The organism is Streptomyces albidicamelliae (assembly GCF_025642175.1).
GTDB classification, from domain to species: domain Bacteria; phylum Actinomycetota; class Actinomycetes; order Streptomycetales; family Streptomycetaceae; genus Streptomyces; species Streptomyces albidocamelliae.
Genome location: NZ_CP106795.1, coordinates 7,124,190 through 7,143,190, shown reverse-complemented (window position 1 = coordinate 7,143,190; position 19,001 = coordinate 7,124,190). Strand labels below are relative to the sequence as shown.

Below are 19,001 nucleotides of genomic sequence, written 5' to 3'. Positions count from 1 at the left end.
CCTCGGCTTGTGACGGAGCAGCACGAACAGCACGCGCACCAGTTCGAGCGGGGCACGGACGGCCCCAAGGTCATCGTGGTCGGGGTCGACGGCTCGGACTCCTCGCTGCGCGCCGCCGCCTACGCGGGCGGTCTGGCCCGGCGGCAGCGCGCGCTGCTGGCCGTGGTGTACGTGCAGCCGGTGCTCGCGGCCGGCGCGGCGCTGGGGGCGCCGGTGGCGGAGACGACCGACGAGATCGCCGAGGACCTGGTCTCCTACATCCGCGAGGCCACCGAGCGGGTGCGGGGGATATTCGAGATCCGGTGGGAGTTCCACACCTTCCGCGGGGACCCGTACAACGGCCTGGTGAAGGCGGCCGACGAACTCAAGGCGGACGCGGTGGTGGTGGGTGCCTCGGAGCAGGCGGGACACCGGATCGTCGGCTCGGTGGCGGTGCGGCTGGTGAAGGCGGGGCGCTGGCCGGTGACGGTCGTCCCGTAGCACTGGTCGAGCGGGACCGGCCCGGATCACGCAGTATGGGAGGAATTCGGCCGCTCATCGATCGTCCGGTCGGCCTCCGGGTCGTACGGCCACGCCCGCGCCGGTGCGCCGCCGGGCCGTGCGTGGCGTCTTCCGTCCGGAGCGCCCCTGGGCCATCATGATCCGCCGTCAGCCGTTTGCCGTCGGCGAAGAGGTGAGGCGCATGGCCAGGCTCCGTCCGGGTGAGGGGATTCTCCGCCGCAAACCCATCGAGCACATCGAGGAGACCGAGATCGGCGAGGGCCCGCGTCTCGACCGGTCGCTCGGCCTCTGGCAGCTCACGGCCATCGGCGTCGGCGGCATCATCGGCGCCGGCATCTTCACGCTGGCGGGCACGGTGGCCAACGGCACGGCCGGGCCGGCCGTGCTGGTGTCGTTCCTGATCGCCGGTGTCGCCAGCGCCTGCGCCGCCCTGTCGTACGCCGAGTTCGCGGGCCTGATCCCGAAGGCCGGATCGGCGTACACGTACGGCTACGCGGTGCTCGGCGAGTTCGCGGGCTGGTTCATCGGCTGGGACCTGCTGCTGGAGTACACGGCGATCGTGGCCGTGGTGGCCATCGGTATCTCCGGCTACTTCAGCTTCCTGGTGGAGGAACTGGGCGCGGACCTGCCCGCCTGGATGCTGGGCGCGCCCGGCACCGGCAGCGGGCACCGGGTCGACCTGTTCGCGGCGGTGCTGTGCCTGCTGATCGCCTGGCTGCTGAACCTGGGCATCCGCAGCGCGGCCCGGTTCGAGACGTTCGTGGTCGCGCTGAAGGTGCTGGTGGTGCTGCTGGTGATCGGTGTGGGCGTGTTCCACATCAACACGGCGAACTACCACCCGTTCTTCCCGTTCGGCATCAGCGGGGCGTTCACCGGTGCGGCGACCGTGTTCTTCGCGGTGTTCGGCTACGACGCCATGTCGACCGCGGCCGAGGAGTCGAAGGACGCGCAGCGGCACATGCCGAAGGCGATCATCTACTCGCTGGCGATCTCGATGGTGCTGTACGTGGCGGCCTGTCTGGTGCTGACCGGCATGCAGAACTACAAGGACATCGACCCGGAGAGCGGCTTCTCCTCGGCGTTCAAGTCGGTGGGTCTGGCCGGTCTCGCGGACGTGATCGCGGTGGGCGCGATCATCGGCATCCTCACGGTGATGTTCACGTTCATGCTGGGCGTGACCCGGGTCTGGTTCTCGATGTCCCGTGACGGGCTGCTGCCCAGCTGGTTCGCCAAGACGCACCCGACGCGGCACGTGCCGACCCGGGTGACCTGGATCGTCGGCGCGGCCTCGGCGCTCATCGCCGGGTTCCTGCCGATCGGCGAGGCGGCCGAGCTGACCAACATCGGCATCCTGCTGGCGTTCGTGGTGGTGTGCGTGGCGGTGATCGTGCTGCGCTACCGGCAGCCCGACCTGCCGCGTTCCTTCCGCACCCCGTGGATGCCGTTCGTGCCCGCGCTGGGTGTCGTCTTCTCGATCTGGCTGATCACGTTCCTCCAGTGGCAGACCTGGGTGCGGTTCGCCCTGTGGTTCGTGGTCGGCTGCGTGGTCTACTTCGGCTACTCCTACCGGCGTTCGGCGCTGGCCCGGCAGCGGCCGGCCGAGTGATCACTGCCCCATGACGAGGCCGTCCGCGGCCGCTCCGCGGCTGAGGACGACGCCCTTGATCCGGTCGCGCACCCCGTCCAGCTCGGCACCCTGGGCGATCGCCCGGTTCACGTCGAGGACGCGGCCGGCGTCGACGTCGTACACCTGCGGGACGAACTCGGCCCGGGTCACCCGCCAGCGGCCGCCCGGGGCCGCCGGCGGGGCGAAGGTGAAGCGGCCCATGGTGGACTCGTTGCCGCGCCGGTCCTGGACGCCCTTGCCGTCGAACATCTCGCCGGCGATCTGGTCACCCATGCCGTAGACCACCCAGGTTCCGTTGACCTTCTCGTACGCCTGCGGGACGTGGGCGTGGCCGCCGAGGATCAGGTCGATGTCCGGGCGGCCGCCCGTCGCCGCGGCGGTGAGCTTCCGGGCCAGGTCGAGCTGCGGCCGGTCGGGGGCGTCCTGCCATTCGGTGCCCCACTGCACGGAGACCACGACCACGTCGGCGCCGGCCCTGCGGGCACCGCGGGCGTCGGCGATCATGCGGTTGGCGTCGATCGTCTTCAGGGCCCAGGGCTGTCCGGCGGGCAGCGGGGTCCCGTTCGTGCCGAAGGTGTACGACAGGTGGGCGACCCTCGCCCCGCCGGCCCGGTGGACCGCGACGGAGCGGGACTCGGCCTCGGTGCGGGCGGTACCTGCGTGCCGCAGGCCGGCGGCGTCCAGGGCGTCGAGAGTCCGCCGGATGCCGGCGGCGCCGTCGTCCAGGGAGTGGTCCGAGGCGGTGGCGCAGCCGTCGTAGCCGGTCACGGCGAGGGCCTGGGCGATCTGCGGCGGTGACTTGAACCTCGGGGAGCCGGAGTAGGCGCCGTCGGCGCCGTAGACGGTCGTCAGGTGACACAGCGCCAGATCGGCGCGGGAGACGTCCGGTTCGATCCCGGAGAGCATCGGTCGGAAGTCGTAGCCGTTGCCGCCGGCGTCGAACGAGGCGCGTTCGACGACCGAGGTGTGCGGCAGGATGTCGCCGGAGGCGACCAGGGTGAAGCCGCGGGCCGCCCGGGCGGACGGTGCCGGGGCGGCTGGTGCCGGGGCGGCTGGTGCCGGGGCGGCGGGTGCCGGACGGGCGGTCTGCTCCCGCTCCTGGTTCTGGCAGGCGGCCGCCGCCGCGAGGAGGGCGGTCAGGGCCAGGGCCACCTGTTGTCTGCGTCCGATCATCAGCTTCACCCCTGGATCCTCTTATTTACAGACCAAGCCATGACGGGCATATGGGTACGAAGCTGGCCCTCCGCGTAAACGGTTCGGGCACTCTCGTTAGCCCGTCCGGGGCTCCGCCGGGCCGTTCGCCGACCGTTCGCCGACCCGATCGACCGTCCGTCGCAGAGCGGTGCGCGCCCCCTTTCCCGGGGCGGCGCCCTGCGCTGGCATACGGCCATGACGGCCGGAACCTCAGTGATCCGCGGGACGACGACACCGACCCACGGGACGACGACCGCCGAGCACGAGCTGGCCGCGCTCCAGCGCGAGCACGGCGGGCCCCTCTTCGCCCTGCTGCTCCGCCTGTGCGACGGGGACCGGCAGCGCGCCGAGGACCTCGCCCAGGAGACCCTGGTGCGCGCCTGGCAGCACCCCGAGGCACTGCACGCGGACGCCTTCGACTCCGTACGGCCCTGGCTGCTGACCGTGGCGCGGCGGCTCGCGATCGACGCGCGGCGGGCCCGGCAGGCCCGGCCGCCCGAGGTCGGCGACGCCGTCCCGGAGGACGCCCGGGTGACCGCCGACCACGCCGAGCGGGCCGCCGCCGTGCTGGACGTCCGGGAGGCTGTGAAGACACTCACTCCCGAGCACCGTGACGTCCTCGTACTCGTGTACTTCCGCGGGGCCAGTGTGGCGGAAGCGGCGCGGACCCTGGGTATTCCACCCGGTACCGTGAAATCTCGCGCGTTCTACGCGCTCCGCGCCCTGCGCCGGGTCCTTCCGGGTTATGCGGCCGACCTGCACTGAAACCGGGAGCCGGGTCAAACCTCGGTAAAGCGCCTTGCTGTGGGCCCCGTTCGGGCAATGGGCTGTCCTCATCCGCGTTCCGGGCGGCGGCGGGGACCGCGATCCCGAGAGGCTCGGGCGACGCGCACGTACCGGAGGAAGGGCAGGAAGGGATGCTGCACAGAGGTCACGAGAGCACGGACGGTACAGGCGGCGGTGAACTGACCGTCCCCATGGCCTGGTTGTACGCCGAGTACATCGCCGACGAGTTGCTGCGCACCGGGGATCTGATGCCGCCGACGTCCTTCGAGTTCCGGGCCGGGCGGGACGCGCTGGCGCTGACCGTCTTCCTGTCCGACACCGACGGGGAGCTGTCCGGCATCCGGGTGATCTCCCAGCTGGAGAACTGGCTGTCGCTGACCGCCTACGACCAGCCGTGGCAGGACTGGGTACGCGCGCGCATGGCCGAGCTGACCGCCGGGGACGCCGGGCCCGGCACGCCCTCGCCGGATCTCGCCCTCGCGGCGGAGGCCTGGCGCTGGCTGGAGGAGACCGAGCTGCTCGCGCCGGACCTGGACGCCGTGCCGGGCGGTCCGGCGGTGTTCGGCGAGGACGACGGGCCGAAGGTGTGGACACCGGCCTGGCGGCTCGGGCTGCCCCTCGGGCACCTCGCGATCCACCTCTTCTGAACCGTCCGGAATTCACACCAATCCGCGGGCCTCGCCGCTCCGAATCTCTTGTCCGGGATTCTGTGCGTGGCTTGAGTGATTCGGCTGTCGGCTGCGTACGGGTGGGAGCAAGGAGTAACCCCACCCATACCCTTCGGCACGAGGATTCGGCATGAGGTCCCTGGAACGGCATCGCGACGTCGGCGCGTACGCGCTCGGCGTGCTGGACGAGGCGGAGGCCTTCCGCTTCGAGGACCACCTCATGGAGTGCCCCCGGTGCGCGGCACAGGTGACCGAGTTCGGGCCCACGGCCCGGCAGCTGTTGCTCTACCGCCGGGCGACGCCGCGCTTCGTGCACCCCATGACGCAGCCCGGTCCGCGACTGCTGGACCGGCTGCTCGGTGACATCTCGCACCGCCGCCGCTCACGCCGGCGCCGGGCGCTGTACGGGCTGGCCGCCTCGGTGGTGCTGGCCGTGGCCGGATCCGGGATCGTGGCCTTCTCCGGCCACGCGCAGCCGACCGCGCGCGTCACGGCGGCGACCGACCCGCGGACCGGGGTGTGGGCCCGGGTGACCACCGAGGACGAGGACTGGGGCAGCGATCTGCGGCTGGAGGTGAAGGACGGGTCGGGCTCGCACGTCTGCCGGCTCGTCGCGATCGGCCACGACGGCACCGAACAGGTCGTCGCCGGCTGGGCCAATCCGGCGAACGGGACCCACCCCACGACCACCCTCGGCGCCGCCCAGATGCACCCGGACGAGATCGCCCGCTACGAGGTCCGCACGACGGACGGCGCACGGCTGGTCACCCTGGAGCCACGATAACGTCACGGGGACTTGACCGGAGATCAACCTTAGGTGAGCCTTACCTCAGTTTTACTCTGAGTCCACCAGGAGATCTCCGTGCCCGCGTCACCACGTCCCGAGCCGTCCGCGTCCCCCCAGGGGGCGCCCGCCCCGCGGGTGAACCTGTACGACACCTGGTGGACGGTCGCGGCGGCGGCGGTCGTCGTCAGTCTCGGACTGTGGGCCTGCGCGTGGGTCTCGCTGCACGTGCGCGTCGACGCCACCCTGCACACCGCCGCCCTCTTCGTGCACCTCGCCTCACTGGTGCTCGGCTTCGGAGCCGTCCTGTCGGCCGACTACCAGGCCCTGCTGTGGCTGACCGGCCGGTGCACCCTGCATGACGCCCTGAACGCGGCGAACCGACTGCACGTCCCCATCTGGGCGGGTCTCGCGGGCCTCGTCGCCAGCGGCGTGCTCCTCCATCCCGACCTCGGGTCCCCCCTCACCCGGGTCAAGCTCGGCCTGGTCCTCGCCCTCACCCTCAACGGCCTCCAGGCCGGTCTGCTCGGCCGCCGCATGGCCGGGCAGCGGACCGCGACCGTCGGCGGCCGGCTGCTCGGGTGGGCGACCGGCACGGCACTCGTGTCACAGATCTGCTGGTGGGGTGCCGTGGCGATCGGCTTCCGGAACAGCCAGCGCTGACCCGCCCCTCACTTCAGCAGGCGGGAGAGGCGGCGGTCCGCCAGGGGTTTGCCGCCCGTCTGGCAGGTGGGGCAGTACTGCAGCGAGGAATCGCTGAAGGAGACCTCGCGGATGGTGTCCCCGCAGACCGGGCAGGGCTCGCCGGTGCGGCCGTGCACCCGCAGACCGCTCTTCTTCTCGGCCTTCAGGCGCCCGGCGGCCACTCCGCGGGAGCGTTCGACCGCCTCGGTGAGCGTGGTGCGCAGCGCCTCGTAGAGGTGGTGGGTCTCGTCCGGGGTGAGCGAGGCCGCCAGCTTGAACGGCGACATCTTCGCGGCGTGCAGGATCTCGTCGCTGTAGGCGTTGCCGACGCCGGCGATCAGGGACTGGTCCCGCAGCGCCCCCTTGAGCTGCCGTCGCTCGTCCTTCAGGAGGGCGGCGAAGCGGGCCTCGTCGAAGTCGTCGGCGAGCGGGTCCGGGCCGAGCCGGGCGACACCCGGGACCTCCCCCGGGTCACGGACGACGTACACCGCGAGGCGTTTCTGGGTGCCTGCCTCGGTGAGGTCGAAGCCCTCGCCGGTCTCCAGCGCCACGCGGAGCGCGAGGGGTCCCTTGCCCGGCTTGGGCGGACCGTCGGGCAGCCGGTCCTTCCACTGCAGCCAGCCCGCGCGGGCGAGGTGGGTGACCAGATGCAGCCCGCCGTCCGTCTCCAGGTCGAGGAACTTGCCGTACCGGCGCACGGCCGTCACCTCGGCGCCCTCCAGGGCGGTGACCGGCGGGTCGTACGTCTTCAGGACGCTGATGGCGACGGGCAGCACCCGCACCACCCGGCGGCCGACCAGGTGCTCGGTGAGGAAGTCCGTCAGCGCTTCTACCTCGGGCAGTTCCGGCATACGTCAAGAGTGCCATCCGGCACCGACGACGCCAGGCGCGCCGCCGCCCCTCAGGGCACCTGGAACTCGCACCACACCGCCTTGCCGCCGCCGCGCGCCTCCACGCCCCAGACGTCGGCGAACCGGTCGACGAGGAGCAGGCCGCGGCCGGAGACGCCGTCCTCCCCGGCCTCGCGGCGGCGCGGCAGGGCGCTGGAGGCGTCCTCCACCTCGATGCGGAGCCTGCGGCCGGCACCCTCCAGGGCCCGCAGCGTGACGATGGCCGCCCCCTCGGTGTGCATCAGCGCGTTGGTGATCAGCTCGTCAGCGACCAGCTCGACCTCGTCGGCGCGGTCGTGGGCGCCCCAGGAGCGGACGGCGGCGCGGATCATGTGGCGGGCCTGGGTGAGGGCCTCGGGGTCGCCGGGTGCCACGTGCTGCTGGAGCCTGCCGCCCGCCCGGGGGGCCTCCGGGACGCGGCGGCGCAGCAGGAGCAGGGCGACGTCGTCCTCCCCGCCCTGCCGCTCGGCCATCCGGATCAGCAGGTCGGCGAGGGCGCGCACGTCGTCCGGGCCGTCCGCGATGAGGTCCGTGAGGCCGCGCATGCCGTCGTCGAGGTCGGCGCCCGGCCGTTCGACGAGCCCGTCGGTGCACAGCAGCAGGGTGTGGCCGGGATCGAGTTCGAGGGTGCAGACCGGGTACTCCAGGCGGCCGAAGTCGGCGGACAGGCCGAGCGGCAGCCCGCCCGGGACGGGGACGCGCCGGCAGGTGCCGTCGGCGTCCCGGAGCAGCGGGTCGATGTGCCCGGCGCGGACCGCCTGGACGACTCCGGTGGACAGGTCGGCCTCCGCGTAGAGGCAGGTGGCGAAGCGGTCGGTGTCCAGTTCGTGGAGGAAGACCGAGGCGCGGGCCATCACGGTGGCCGGGGGGTGGCCCTCGGCGGCGTAGGCGCGCAGCACGATCCGCAGCTGCCCCATCACCGCCGCCGCGTGCGTGTCGTGTCCCTGGACGTCGCCGATGACCGCGCCGACGCGGCCGCCGGGCAGCGGGATCAGGTCGTACCAGTCGCCGCCGATGTCCCGGCCCACCGCCGCCGACCGGTAGCGGACGGCGACGTCGGCGCCGCGCACGCTGGGGATGGTGCGGGGCAGCATGGCCTGCTGGAGCCCCTGGGCCACGTCCTTGTCCTGCTCGTAGAGCATGGCCCGCATGAGGCTCTGGCCGATGGTGCTGCCGAGCGCGACCAGCACGGCCCGCTCCTCGTCCGAGAAGCCGCGCCGGTCGTCGTAGAGCAGGCCCATGGCCCCGATCGGGCGGGCCTGGGCGATCAGGGGCAGATAGGCGGCGGAGGTGATGTGCAGGTCGGTGAGGTGGGGCCAGAGGATCGGGTAGTGGTCGGCGAACTCCTCCGCCGACTCGATGAACCGCGGGACGAGCGTGCGGACGACCTCGCTCATCGGGTACGGCTCGTCCGTCCGGGTGACGCGGGTGCCGGGGACGAAGCTGTCGGCCGGGCCCTCCGCGACCAGCCGGATGCGGCCCGCCTCCACCAGGCCCATGACCAGGCTGGCGGCGCCGAGGTTCTCGATGCCGTGGGTGTCCTTGAGGATGTCGATGACGTCCTGGACGCTGCGGGCGTGGGCGAGGGCGGCGGAGACGACCTGGACGATGTTGGTCTGCTGGCGGAAGGCCTCGTCCTGGGCGGCCCGCAGGCTCCGGGCGGCGCTGTCGGCGAGTTCCTGGGTGGCGTCGCGGACGATGCCGACGACCCGGCGCGGGCGGCCGCTGCCGTCGCGCCGGATGTAGCCCTGGGTGTGGGTCCAGCGCGGGGTGCCGTCGCGGCAGCGGATGCGGAAGTAGGCGCCGTAGTTCTCGCTGCCGTCCTTGATGGCCCGGGCGACCACCGAGTCGAGCCGGGCGGCCTCCGGCGGCGGCACCCGCTGGCTCAGCGATTCGGGGCGCCCGTCGTACTCCTCGGGCAGCAGGTCGAACACCTCGAAGGCCTGGGCGTCCATGTGGAAGAGACCGGCGTCCAGGTCCCAGTCGAAGCTGCCCATGTGGTTGAGCGCGAGAATCGGGTCCGGATGGGCGGGCCAGTCCTCCGGGAGTGACAGAGCACCCGCTCCCCGATCAGCCATGCGCCCACCTTGCCAGGATTCGCCCGATTATTCGACTTGATCGGCTTCCCCGGCGGGGCCGGCCGCCACCTCCGGGTCACGGCGGCGGGCTCAGCCGTCCTGCGCGTCCGCGGAGGGGCCAGGGCCGACTTCCGTCGGGTTCGGTGCGTCCGGTGCGTCCGGCGGGCCGTCGGCCTCCGGTACGGCGTCCTCCAGCGGGTCCGGGACGTCCTCCGGGATCAGCCCGCCGCCGTCGGGCGGATCCGGGAGCTCCGGGACGGTGCTCGGCCCGACCTCGTCGAGCGGGTCCGACGGGGGGACACGGACGGCCGGCGCCTTCGGGAGGGCCGGCAGGCCCGGTTCCGGCGACATTGCGGTGCCGTCCGCGGGCGCGGCGCGTCCGTCCGTCCGGGCCGCGGCGGAGGGCGGTGGCGCGCTCGGCCCGCCGCTCGCGCTAGGCCGTCCGGTGTCCGGCGTCCGCGCGCCGGTGGCTCCCTGCTGCGCCGGGTCGGCGGGCGCGGTGGCGGCCGCCCCGGCAGGCGCGGGGACGACGCGGTCGTGGCGGACGTCCGGACCGGTCCGGCGCTCGATCCAGGTGCGTCCGTCGGCGTCGAGGAGCGTGAGGCTGGCGACTGCGCGGGGTGCCGGGGTCACCACGACCACCTGGTTCGGTTCGTAGGTGGACCAGGCGGAGCCGCTGACGCCGACGCCGCGGGCCGACCCCGGCGGCCCGAGCGGGTTGCCGCAGGCGCAGCGGACGCGGGGCACGCCCCGGTCGTCCACGAGGACGGCGGTGCCGGCCTGCAGCACGGACTGGTACCGGACCGCCTGCCCGTCGCGGTAGCCGTGGTTCGTGACGCGGGTGTCGGCGCGGAGCACGACCGGGGTCAGACTCCGCAGATGCCGGGGCACCTGCGACCGGGTGACGTTCAGGGCGGTGGCGAAGGCCTCGCCGCGGGCCGGGTCCGCCGCCAGGTAGCCGATCTGCCGCTCGACGTCGCAGCCGGCCACGTGCACGGCACCACGGTAGAGCCCGGGCGTCGCCCCGGACAGGGTCCGCGTCGGGCGCAGCGGCGCGAGGGCCCGTTCGGAGAGCGTCACCGACTGCGACGCCGCCGCGGTGGTGGGCGACGGCGGGGTCGGCGGCGGCGCGGCGACGGCGGCCGTCGAGTCGGTGAAGGGCTCGGCACCCCGGGCCGCGGCGGGCTCGAGGAAGAGCTCTTCACCCGTCTGGGCCTCCTTGACGCCCATGCCGGCGCAGCCTGTCACGAGCAGCGCCACCAAGAGCACGCAGGCCATGCCGATGGTTCGCGTGGGTATCCGCACCGCATACTCCGCATCACTGTGGGTAATTCGGGACTATTGTCTGCATTGCACTCGTTTGACTGGCAACTCGGGGAACGCCTGGCCGCGAAGAAGGAACGCCTGGCCGCGAAGAAGGGCGCGCACCGCCGTGGACTGGTTCACCGCACCCGACTACTGGTGGAGCCGGCTGGTCCTCCAGCGAGGTCTGGCCGCGCTGTACCTCGTCGCGTTCCTGACGGCGGCGCTCCAGTTCCGGGCGCTCCTCGGGGAGCGCGGCATGCTGCCGATCCCCCGCTTCGTGGCGCGGGTGCCCTTCCGGCGGGCCCCGAGCCTGTTCCAGTGGCGCTACTCGGACGGCCTCTTCGCGGCCTGTGCCTGGGCGGGCTGCGCGGTGTCGGCGGCCCTGCTCGCCGGGGCGGACTCCGAACTGCCGCTGTGGGCGGGGATCCTGCTGTGGCTGGTGCCCTGGGCGCTGTACCTGTCGATCGTCAACGTGGGCCAGACCTGGTATGCGTTCGGCTGGGAGTCACTGCTGCTGGAGACGGGTTTCCTGGCCGCGTTCCTCGGCAACGACGACGTCGCGCCGCCCGTGGTCGTGCTGTTCCTGCTGCGCTGGATCCTGTTCCGGGTGGAGTTCGGCGCCGGGCTGATCAAGCTGAGGGGCGACGCCTGCTGGCGGAAGCTGACCTGTCTGGACTACCACCACGAGACGCAGCCGATGCCGGGCCCGCTGAGCTGGTTCTTCCACCATCTGCCCAGGCCCGTGCACCGGGTCGAGGTGGCCGCCAACCATCTGACCCAACTGGTCGTGCCGGTCCTGCTGTTCACCCCGCAGCCGGTCGCCTCGGCCGCGGCGGCCCTGATGATCGTCACCCAGCTGTGGCTGGTGCTGTCCGGCAACTTCTCCTGGCTGAACTGGGTCACGATCGTGCTGGCCCTGTCCGCGCTGCGGCTGCCGGGAACCGCCCCGTCCGTGCCGCCGGCGCCGCTGTGGTACGAGGTCCTGCTGCTCGCGGTCGCCGCGCTGCTGCTCTTCCTGAGCTACCACCCGGTGACGAACATGGTCTCCCGCCGTCAGGTCATGAACCGCTCCTTCGACCCGCTCCACCTGGTGAACACCTACGGCGCCTTCGGCAGTGTCAGCCGGGTGCGCTACGAGGTGGTGGTGGAGGGCACGCTGGACGACGGGCCCCGCGAGGACGCGGACTGGCGGGAGTACGCGTTCCGCGGGAAGCCGGGTGATCCACGGCGCTGGCCGCGCCAGTTCGCGCCCTACCACCTGCGCCTGGACTGGCTGATGTGGTTCGCGGCGCTGTCGCCCGCGTACGCCGGGGACTGGTTCGGCGCTCTGGTGGAGCGGCTACTGGAGAACGACCGGGACACCCTGCGGCTGCTGCGCCACTCCCCCTTCCCGCCGGGGACGCCACCCCGCTACGTCCGGGCCCGTCTCTTCCGCTACCGCTACACCAGCCTGCGGGAGCTGCGGGAGACGGGCGCGTGCTGGGAGCGGACCTATGTGCGCGAGTACCTGCCGCCCACACGGCTGGCGGGCGCGGCTCGGCGGCCGTAGACGCGCAGGGCACGTGCCCGCGTGCGGGATGCGGTCACGCGCCCACCGACGGCAGTGGCGGTTCGGTGCGCCCTCCCTGCGCCTCGGACCAGGCGCGCAGTTCGTTCGCGCCGACCTCCTCCACCACCGTCTGCAGGGCCTGGCGGGCCGCCGCGTCGCGTGCGGATTCGGGCAGGAGCAGATAGCGGTCGAGGGCCCGGCGCAGCGACTCCCGGGCCTGTGCGGCGAGCACCCAGCGCGAGCCGGCGCCGTACAGCTGGCGCATGCCGGTGAAGAAGACGGCGCCGCCCGCGATCAGCGCGGTCAGCCAGGCCGGGGCGTGCAGACCCGCGGCCACGACCGTCACCGAGGTGGTGAGGAGAGCGCCGAGTTCGGTGCCGTGGTGCAGCCGCCTGGCCCGGGTGCAGGTCCGCGTGTAGAACGCCAACTCCCGCCGGGCGAGGGCGAGCAGGGGATCCGGTTCGGCCGCCCAGGTGGTGTCGGGGACCCTTCTTCGTCTCATCGGCACATCATCGTGGCTGTGCCGGTGCCGGGGAAAGCCGCGACGCCGGCCGGGGACAGCCGCGCCGGGCGCCCCGGCCGGCGCGGCCTCACGCCCTGCGCAGCCGCAGGGTCATCAGCTCGAACGGCCGCAGCGCCACCGTGATCCGGTCGCCGTCGCGCACCGGCGGTTCCCCGTCACCGCCCGGGCGTTCCAGCAGGTCCGTCACCGTGACGTCCGCGATCCCGAAGCCGGCCGTGAGCGTGGCCCGGACCCGGCCGCCGTGCGCCTCGTGGAAGCGGACCACCACGTCGCCGCTGCCGTCGTCGGCCAGCTTCACGGCCGTGACCACGACCGCGTCGTCGTCCACGGCGATCAGCGGGGCGACCTCGCGGGCGCCGGTCGTGCGCCGCTCCGGCAGGTTGATCCGCCAGCCCTCGCGGACCGCGTCCGCGATCGCCGCGCCGGGCACCAGCGCGTGCCGGAACCGGTGCACGCCCTGGTCGGTCTCGGGATCGGGGAAGCGCGGGGCGCGCAGCAGGGAGACCCGCACGGTGGTCGTCGTCCCGCGGTCCCCGCCGGACCGCACGCCACGGGTCACGTCGTGGCCGTACGTCGAGTCGTTGACGACGGCGACGCCCCAGCCCGGCTCCTCCAGGTGCACGAAGCGGTGGTTGCAGGCCTCGAACTTGGCGGACTCCCACGAGGTGTTGGTGTGCGTGGGCCGGAAGGCGTGCCCGAACTGCGTCTCGGACGCGTACCGTTCGGCGTGCAGGTCGAGCGGGAACGCCAGCTTCAGGAACTTCTCCGTCTCGTGCCAGTCGACCTCGGTGTCCAGCACCAGCCGCTTCTCCCCCGGCGGCAGCGACAGCACCTGGGTGACCCGGGAGTCCCCGAAGGACCGCACGACCCGCACCGACTCCCCGTCCTCGCCGGCCGTGACCGAGTCGGCGTCCGTGAGGTCGGTGACGGTGTTGCGGTAGAAGGAGTCGACGTCCCAGGCGTCCCACATGTTCGGGAAGTCCGGATGCAGCTGGAGGAGGCCGGCGACCCTGCCGGGGGCGACCGTCTCGCGGCCGGCGGCGAGGTCGTACGCGGAGACGACCAGACCGCGGCCGTCGACGGTGATCCGGAGCAGTCCGTTGTCCAGCACGTGACCGCCGTCCGGGCCCGCCGTGAGGGTCGTCCGGTGCCGCCCGGCCGGGGCCGTCGCGGCCCCGCCCGCCGGGACGCCGTGGCGGGCGTGCGGGGCCGCGTTGAAGATCAGCGCGGTGGTGCCCTCCCCGGCCAGCGCGCGCTGGGCGCCCTCGACGACCGCGGTCAGCTCGGCGGCGACACGCTCGTAGGTCGCCCGCGCCTCCCGGTGCACCCAGGCGATGGACGAGCCGGGCAGGATGTCGTGGAACTGGTGCAGCAGGACCGTCTTCCAGATCCGGTCCAGCTCCTCGTAGGGGTAGGGGAAACCGGTGCGCACGGCCGCGGTGGCCGCCCACAGCTCGGCCTCGCGCAGCAGGTGCTCGCTGCGCCGGTTGCCCTGCTTGGTCTTGGCCTGGCTGGTGAGGGTCGCCCGGTGCAGTTCGAGGTACAGCTCGCCGACCCAGACGGGCGGCTCGGGGTACTCCGCCTCGGCCTTCTCGAAGAAGGCGCGGGGCGTCTCCCAGACGACGGTGGCCGACCCTTCGAGGTCCCGCAGCCGGGCCGCCTTGGCGACCATCTCCCGGGTGGTGCCGCCGCCCCCGTCGCCCCAGCCGGTGGGCGCGAGCGAGTGCCGGGCCCTCCCCTTGTCCTTGAAGTTCCGTGCCGCGTGGGCGATCTCCGCGCCCTTCATGGAGCAGTTGTAGGTGTCGACGGGCGGGAAGTGCGTGAAGATCCGCGTGCCGTCGATGCCTTCCCAGAGGAACGTGTGGTGCGGGAACTTGTTGGTCTGGGACCACGAGATCTTCTGCGTCAGCAGCCACTTGGCGCCCGCCGCCCTGATGATCTGCGGCAGGCCGGCCGCGAAGCCGAAGGTGTCGGGCAGCCAGGCCTCCTCGTTCTCGACGCCGAACTCGTCGAGGAAGAACCGCTTCCCGTGCACGAACTGCCGGGCCATCGCCTCCGAACCGGGCATGTTGGTGTCCGACTCCACCCACATCCCGCCGGCCGGCACGAACCGCCCCTCGGCCACGGCCTTCTTCACCCGCGCCCACACCTCGGGCCGGTGCTCCTTCACCCAGGCCCACTGCTGCGCCTGGGACATGGCGAAGACGAACTCCGGCTCGTCCTCGATCAGCGCGGTCATGTTGGAGGTCGTGCGGGCCACCTTGCGGACCGTCTCGCGCAGCGGCCACAGCCACGCCGAGTCGATGTGCGCGTGCCCGACCGCGCTGATCCGGTGCGCGGACGGCACGGCGGGCGCCGACAGCACACCCGTGAGCTGTTCCCGGGCGCGTTCCGCCGTGCCGTTCACGTCCTGGAGGTCCACGGCGTCCAGGGCCCGTTCGACGGCGCGCAGGATGTCGTGGCGGCGCGCGGAGTCCACGGGCAGCTCGGCCATCAGCTCGCCGAGCACCTCCAGGTCGAGCACCAGCCGCCACACCGTCTCGTCGAACACGGCGAGGTCCATGCGGGTGAGCGTGTACTGCGGCTCGGTCCCGGCGGTGTCCTTGTCCCCGAGCGCGGTCGGCCGGAAGGGGTGGTAGTCGAGGACGACCGGGTTGGAGGCGGCCTCGACGTGCAGGCGCACCTCCTCGCCGCCCTCGACGGGCGCGCCGATCCTGACCCACTGGTTGCGGGGGTTGAGGCCCTTCACGGGGGTGCCGTCGGGCCGGTAGACCAGGCCCTCGCACTGGAAGCCGGGCATGTTCTCGTCGAAGCCGAGGTCCAGCAGGGCCTCGACGGTCCGGCCGGCCCAGGCCTCGGGCACGGTCCCGGTCACCCGGAACCAGCTCGTCCCCCAGGGAGCACCCCACCGGGCGCCCACGGCGATCGGCTCGGGCTCGGCGGCGAGCCCCTCCGCGACCGGTACGGGCTCGCCGGGCGCGTGCCACACCGCGACCTCCAGCGGCACGGACTCGGGGTACACGGCGGGGCGGAGGCGTTCGTCGAGGACGCGCCGGAGGCGGGCTTCCACCAGTGTGCGGTCGTCATGCATGCGGGGTGCTCCCTGCGGGGTCCGGGTGGTTACCAGGGGTGGGTGACGGTCACGGGGGCCGAGGCGTTGTAGAGCTCCCCCACGGCGCGCAGTTCGAACCGTGCCGCCTTCTCCTGCTGCTCGGGCTCCAGTGCGGCGGCGAAGAAGGCGCACTGGCCGGTGGCGCCGAGGAAGCGGCGGGTGCCGTCGGGGAGGAGACGGTGGAGGGTGTAGTGGCGGACGGTGCCGGGGGCGGCGTGCCAGGCGAGGCGGAGATCGCCGCCGTTCGCGGCGGTGACGCGGGCACCGGAGGGGGCGGAGGGCGTGGTGACCGTGTCGCGGACGGCGATCCCGCCCAGTCGCCAGCGCACCGGTCCGGCACCGGCGGTGAGCCGGACGCCGAGGGCGTGGACGGTGCCGGACAGCCCGGTGAGCGCAAGGCGCGCGGTCTGCCAGCCGTTGACCGTCTTCACGCGGCAGGCCTCGTTGTCCGGGTTCACCGGCAGGTAGGTGTACGGCGGTGCCGTCCCCGCCGTCGTCGGTTCGCCCGTCGCCACCGCCAGTTCGACGTTCACCTTTCCAGCCTCGCCGCGGTACGTCAGCTCGACAACGGTGTTCACGGCGATCGGCAGCCGGGTCGCGTAGAGATCCACCTCCGCCGGTCCGTCCAGCGCGCCGGCGACCAGCACGCTGTTCCCGCCCCGCCAGGCGTCGGCGAAGTCGAAGGAGACGGCGGGGCGCTGCCCGGACGTCCGGACCACCCAGCGCCGTGCGGGCAGCCGGTCCTGGAGCCCGAGGTGGTTCCAGGGCCGGTCGGAGGTGACGGCCCCCTCCTCGTACCAGCGCAGCCCGTGCCCGGTGTTGAAGACGCTCGCGAACGGCAGCGAGGTCACCGTCGACCGGTCGGCCACCGAGACCGCGGGCGCCCGCCACGGGTCAGCCGGGTCCGGCCGGGACGGATCGAGGGACCGCCCGCTCCAGAACCGGTCGTCGGCCGCGTGGAAGTCCTCGGGGGCGCGTCGGTCGGCGGGCAGGTGGTTGCGGGTCCACTCGGGCCGGTAGAAGCCGATCGAGGTGGTGTGGGTCTTCCCGGCGGGCACCATGGCGTCCCAGTCCACCGGGGTGCCGGACCCGTTCGACTCGACGTCGACGCCCGCCCACAGCGCGTACCGGCCGCGGCCGAGGCGGTCGGCCCTCGTGCCTGATGCGGCGAGGGTGCCCGCGCTCCACCGGAAGTCGACGAACATGTCGTCGGCCGCCTGGAAGAACGCCTCGTTCTGGCTGTTCAGGGCGCCCTGCCAGCTGACCGTGCCGTTCACGGTCATGGCGTCGTACCAGGTCACACGCTGTCCCCGGGCCGCCGCGAGGGTCTTCAGCTCCTGGACGAAGCCGAGCATGGCCGAGCCGAGCGCGGTGTTGCCGCCGCCTGTCTCGGCGTTGACGAACCAGCCGTCGAAGCCGTACGCCGCCGCCACCGCGACCAGCCGGTCGGCGAGCGGACAGTGGCCGCTCGCGTCCTTCCGGACCAGGTCGCGGGTCCACTGGAGCTGCCCGCCGTAGGCCACCGGGGGCAGGAAGACGTTGCCGAGCACGGGGACGCCGTGCCGGTGGGCGGCGTCCACGACGGGCGCGTTGGGCGCCAGGATCAGGCCCTCGCCCGCCGAACCGCCCCAGAAGACCAGCTCGTCGAGGTACGACCAGTGGGTGAGGGCGTAGTGGTCGGCGGTGGCCGCGCCCTGGGAGGGGTTGGCGGAGGTGGGCCCGAAGGAGACCAGGGCCTGGACCCGGGCCTGGCCGGTGCGTGCGGTGGTGTTCGCCGGGGTCGGCGTGAAGCGGGGCGCGAGCGGCACGGACGCGGCGTTGAACGCGAGGTCGGCGTCGTCGGCGGCGCGCCAGTTCCTCAGGCTGCGCCAGGTGACGCCGGGGCCGGGGCTGCCGGCGGGGAACGAGTCCGGGTACCAGTAGGAGGCGTACGGCGGGGTCGCGGCGCCGCTGCGCGGGGCCGCGGCGGCGACCTCGGGCAGCGCGGGTGCGAGGGCCGCCGCGGTGGCGGCGACGAGGACGGTGCGTCTGGTGGGGTTCACGAGCGGGTGCCTCCTTGTGGGGTGGGGAGTACCTGGTCGGGAGTGACGACTTCGGTGATGCCGCGCGCGGCGAGGTGTTCCTTGTCGTCGGCGCGGGTGTCCAGCACGGTGGTGGGCCGGGCGCCGTCGGCGGCCAGCCGGAAGTACGCGTCGAAGACCGGGCCGCCGGGGGCGCAGCGGGAGCGGTGGGCCGGGTCGGCGGGGACGACGAGGGCCGTCGCGCGTACGGCGGGCGGGGTGTGTGTCCACCGGGCCGCGTCGCCGAGGACCCGGGCGATGTCCTTCGGCCGCCGCTCGGCGGTCAGCAGCCCCAGGGAGTATTCGAGTGCGGGGAAGTCGGCGAGGTCGCGCGGGACGTCGTAGGAGCACCACCAGGTGATGCCCCACAGGTCGGGGCAGTCGAGGACGTTCGCGACCGTGGCCTCGGCGAAGGCGGCCGCGTGCTCGGCGGGGACCAGGGGGGCGGGGGCGCCGACCTCCTGGAGCCACACCGGCCGGTGCGGCGCGTCGGCCCAGGCCTTGCTCAGCTCGACGAGGTAGGCGGCGTGGTGCTCGGCCGGCACGGAGGTGCGGCCGTGCCGCTGTGCGGTGCCGTTGAAGACCCAGGAGTGCACGGCGGTGACGTCGCCGAGCCGGGCGGAGTGGCCGGGGGTGAAGGGCTGGTCGTCCTGGTACCAGGCGGCGTCGTAGGAGGCGTGCAGATGGATCCGGCCGGGGGCGCCTTCGGCACAGGCGGCGAGCATCCGCAGCAGCCACCGCTCGGCCTCCTCGGCCGTGATGCGGTCCGGGTCCGGGTGCGGTCCGGCGGCGAACTGGTTGACCTCGTTGCCCACGGTCATGCCGAGGAAGGCCGGCCGGTCGGCGAGGGCGGCGGCCAGGGTGCGCAGATAGGCGGCCTGTCCGTCGATCACGTCCGGGTCGGTGAAGAGGTTGCGGCGGTGCCAGGTGCGGGTCCAGGCGGGCAGGAAGTCGAAGCTGCTCAAGTGCCCCTGCAGGCCGTCCACGTTGACGTCCAGACCACGCTCGGCCGCCGCGTCGGCGAGGGCCACGAGCTGCTCGACGGCGCGCGGGCGGATCAGGGTGCGGTTGGGCTGGAAGTACGGCCACAGCGGGAAGACGCGGATGTGGTCGAGGCCCAGTGCGGCGACGGCGTCGAGGTCGGCGCGCACGGAGTCGAGGTCGAAGTCGAGCCAGTGGTGGAACCACCCGACGCTCGGGGTGTAGTTGACGCCGAAGCGCACGGCAGGGGGCATGGATG

15 protein-coding genes are annotated in these 19,001 nt (G+C 73.2%); 7 read left to right on the top strand and 8 right to left on the bottom strand.

Annotated elements, in window-relative coordinates:
- Positions 1-9 precede the first annotated feature (9 nt).
- Together N8I86_RS32305 and N8I86_RS32300 are read left to right on the top strand one after the other, a co-directional pair.
- A complete protein-coding gene (locus N8I86_RS32305; protein ID WP_073891181.1) occupies positions 10-480 on the top strand; it encodes a universal stress protein in 471 nt (156 codons plus the stop codon).
- Between the two features lie 202 nt (positions 481-682).
- Positions 683-2,107: an amino acid permease gene (locus N8I86_RS32300; protein WP_073891182.1), complete on the top strand. Its 1,425-nt coding sequence runs from the start codon at positions 683-685 to the stop codon at positions 2,105-2,107.
- On the opposite strand, the gene N8I86_RS32295 is transcribed toward N8I86_RS32300, so the two are convergent.
- Positions 2,108-3,301, bottom strand: coding sequence for a CapA family protein (locus N8I86_RS32295; protein ID WP_263280185.1), 1,194 nt, complete (start codon positions 3,299-3,301; stop codon positions 2,108-2,110).
- A 216-nt stretch (positions 3,302-3,517) separates the two neighbouring features.
- Between N8I86_RS32295 and N8I86_RS32290 the strand changes: the two genes are divergently transcribed.
- From N8I86_RS32290 to N8I86_RS32275, 4 genes are all read left to right on the top strand, one after another.
- Positions 3,518-4,087 (top strand): sigma-70 family RNA polymerase sigma factor, encoded by a 570-nt coding sequence (locus N8I86_RS32290; protein ID WP_123440487.1) that lies wholly within the window; start codon positions 3,518-3,520, stop codon positions 4,085-4,087.
- Between the two features lie 152 nt (positions 4,088-4,239).
- Positions 4,240-4,755, top strand: a complete 516-nt coding sequence (locus N8I86_RS32285) for a hypothetical protein (RefSeq protein WP_073891185.1) — start codon at positions 4,240-4,242, stop codon at positions 4,753-4,755.
- Positions 4,756-4,906: 151 nt separating this feature from the next.
- Positions 4,907-5,560: a zf-HC2 domain-containing protein gene (locus N8I86_RS32280; RefSeq protein ID WP_263279360.1), complete on the top strand. Its 654-nt coding sequence runs from the start codon at positions 4,907-4,909 to the stop codon at positions 5,558-5,560.
- A 78-nt stretch (positions 5,561-5,638) separates the two neighbouring features.
- Entirely contained in the window at positions 5,639-6,223 is a 585-nt protein-coding gene (locus tag N8I86_RS32275; RefSeq protein ID WP_263279359.1) for a hypothetical protein, read from the top strand.
- Between the two features lie 8 nt (positions 6,224-6,231).
- Here the strand turns inward: N8I86_RS32275 and N8I86_RS32270 are convergent, their stop codons facing one another.
- The 3 genes from N8I86_RS32270 to N8I86_RS32260 all read right to left on the bottom strand — a co-directional run bounded on the left by N8I86_RS32270 (position 6,232) and on the right by N8I86_RS32260 (position 10,517).
- Entirely contained in the window at positions 6,232-7,095 is an 864-nt protein-coding gene (locus N8I86_RS32270) for an Fpg/Nei family DNA glycosylase (RefSeq protein ID WP_123440485.1), read from the bottom strand.
- A 50-nt stretch (positions 7,096-7,145) separates the two neighbouring features.
- On the bottom strand, positions 7,146-9,212 hold the full coding sequence (locus N8I86_RS32265; RefSeq protein ID WP_263279358.1) for a SpoIIE family protein phosphatase: 2,067 nt from the start codon (positions 9,210-9,212) through the stop codon (positions 7,146-7,148).
- A gap of 90 nt (positions 9,213-9,302) precedes the next feature.
- Positions 9,303-10,517 carry a DUF6777 domain-containing protein gene (locus N8I86_RS32260; RefSeq protein WP_263279357.1) on the bottom strand — a complete coding sequence of 405 codons (1,215 nt, stop codon included), beginning with the start codon at positions 10,515-10,517 and terminating at the stop codon, positions 9,303-9,305.
- Between the two features lie 127 nt (positions 10,518-10,644).
- Here N8I86_RS32260 and N8I86_RS32255 point away from each other — a divergent pair, with 127 nt between their 5' ends.
- On the top strand, positions 10,645-12,066 hold the full coding sequence (locus tag N8I86_RS32255) for a lipase maturation factor family protein (protein ID WP_263279356.1): 1,422 nt from the start codon (positions 10,645-10,647) through the stop codon (positions 12,064-12,066).
- Between the two features lie 34 nt (positions 12,067-12,100).
- Here the strand turns inward: N8I86_RS32255 and N8I86_RS32250 are convergent, their stop codons facing one another.
- From N8I86_RS32250 to N8I86_RS32235, 4 genes are all read right to left on the bottom strand, one after another.
- Positions 12,101-12,568, bottom strand: a complete 468-nt coding sequence (locus N8I86_RS32250; protein ID WP_073891194.1) for a DUF4231 domain-containing protein — start codon at positions 12,566-12,568, stop codon at positions 12,101-12,103.
- Between the two features lie 88 nt (positions 12,569-12,656).
- Entirely contained in the window at positions 12,657-15,680 is a 3,024-nt protein-coding gene (locus tag N8I86_RS32245; RefSeq protein WP_263279355.1) for an alpha-mannosidase, read from the bottom strand.
- Positions 15,681-15,709: 29 nt separating this feature from the next.
- Positions 15,710-17,743, bottom strand: a complete 2,034-nt coding sequence (locus N8I86_RS32240; protein WP_263279354.1) for an endo-beta-N-acetylglucosaminidase — start codon at positions 17,741-17,743, stop codon at positions 15,710-15,712.
- Positions 17,740-18,996, bottom strand: a complete 1,257-nt coding sequence (locus tag N8I86_RS32235) for a glycoside hydrolase 5 family protein (RefSeq protein WP_263279353.1) — start codon at positions 18,994-18,996, stop codon at positions 17,740-17,742. Before N8I86_RS32235 ends, N8I86_RS32240 begins: the two co-directional genes overlap by 4 nt.
- Between the last annotated feature and the right edge of the window lie 5 nt (positions 18,997-19,001).

Coding starts and splice junctions, on each gene's coding strand:
- N8I86_RS32295 (WP_263280185.1), bottom strand. CDS start 3,301: ATGATCGGACGCAGACAACAGGTGGCCCTGGCCCTGACCGCCCTCCTC.
- N8I86_RS32235 (WP_263279353.1), bottom strand. CDS start 18,996: ATGCCCCCTGCCGTGCGCTTCGGCGTCAACTACACCCCGAGCGTCGGG.
- N8I86_RS32250 (WP_073891194.1), bottom strand. CDS start 12,568: ATGAGACGAAGAAGGGTCCCCGACACCACCTGGGCGGCCGAACCGGAT.
- N8I86_RS32270 (WP_123440485.1), bottom strand. CDS start 7,095: ATGCCGGAACTGCCCGAGGTAGAAGCGCTGACGGACTTCCTCACCGAG.
- N8I86_RS32285 (WP_073891185.1), top strand. CDS start 4,240: ATGCTGCACAGAGGTCACGAGAGCACGGACGGTACAGGCGGCGGTGAA.
- N8I86_RS32280 (WP_263279360.1), top strand. CDS start 4,907: ATGAGGTCCCTGGAACGGCATCGCGACGTCGGCGCGTACGCGCTCGGC.
- N8I86_RS32290 (WP_123440487.1), top strand. CDS start 3,518: ATGACGGCCGGAACCTCAGTGATCCGCGGGACGACGACACCGACCCAC.
- N8I86_RS32265 (WP_263279358.1), bottom strand. CDS start 9,212: ATGGCTGATCGGGGAGCGGGTGCTCTGTCACTCCCGGAGGACTGGCCC.
- N8I86_RS32300 (WP_073891182.1), top strand. CDS start 683: ATGGCCAGGCTCCGTCCGGGTGAGGGGATTCTCCGCCGCAAACCCATC.
- N8I86_RS32245 (WP_263279355.1), bottom strand. CDS start 15,680: ATGCATGACGACCGCACACTGGTGGAAGCCCGCCTCCGGCGCGTCCTC.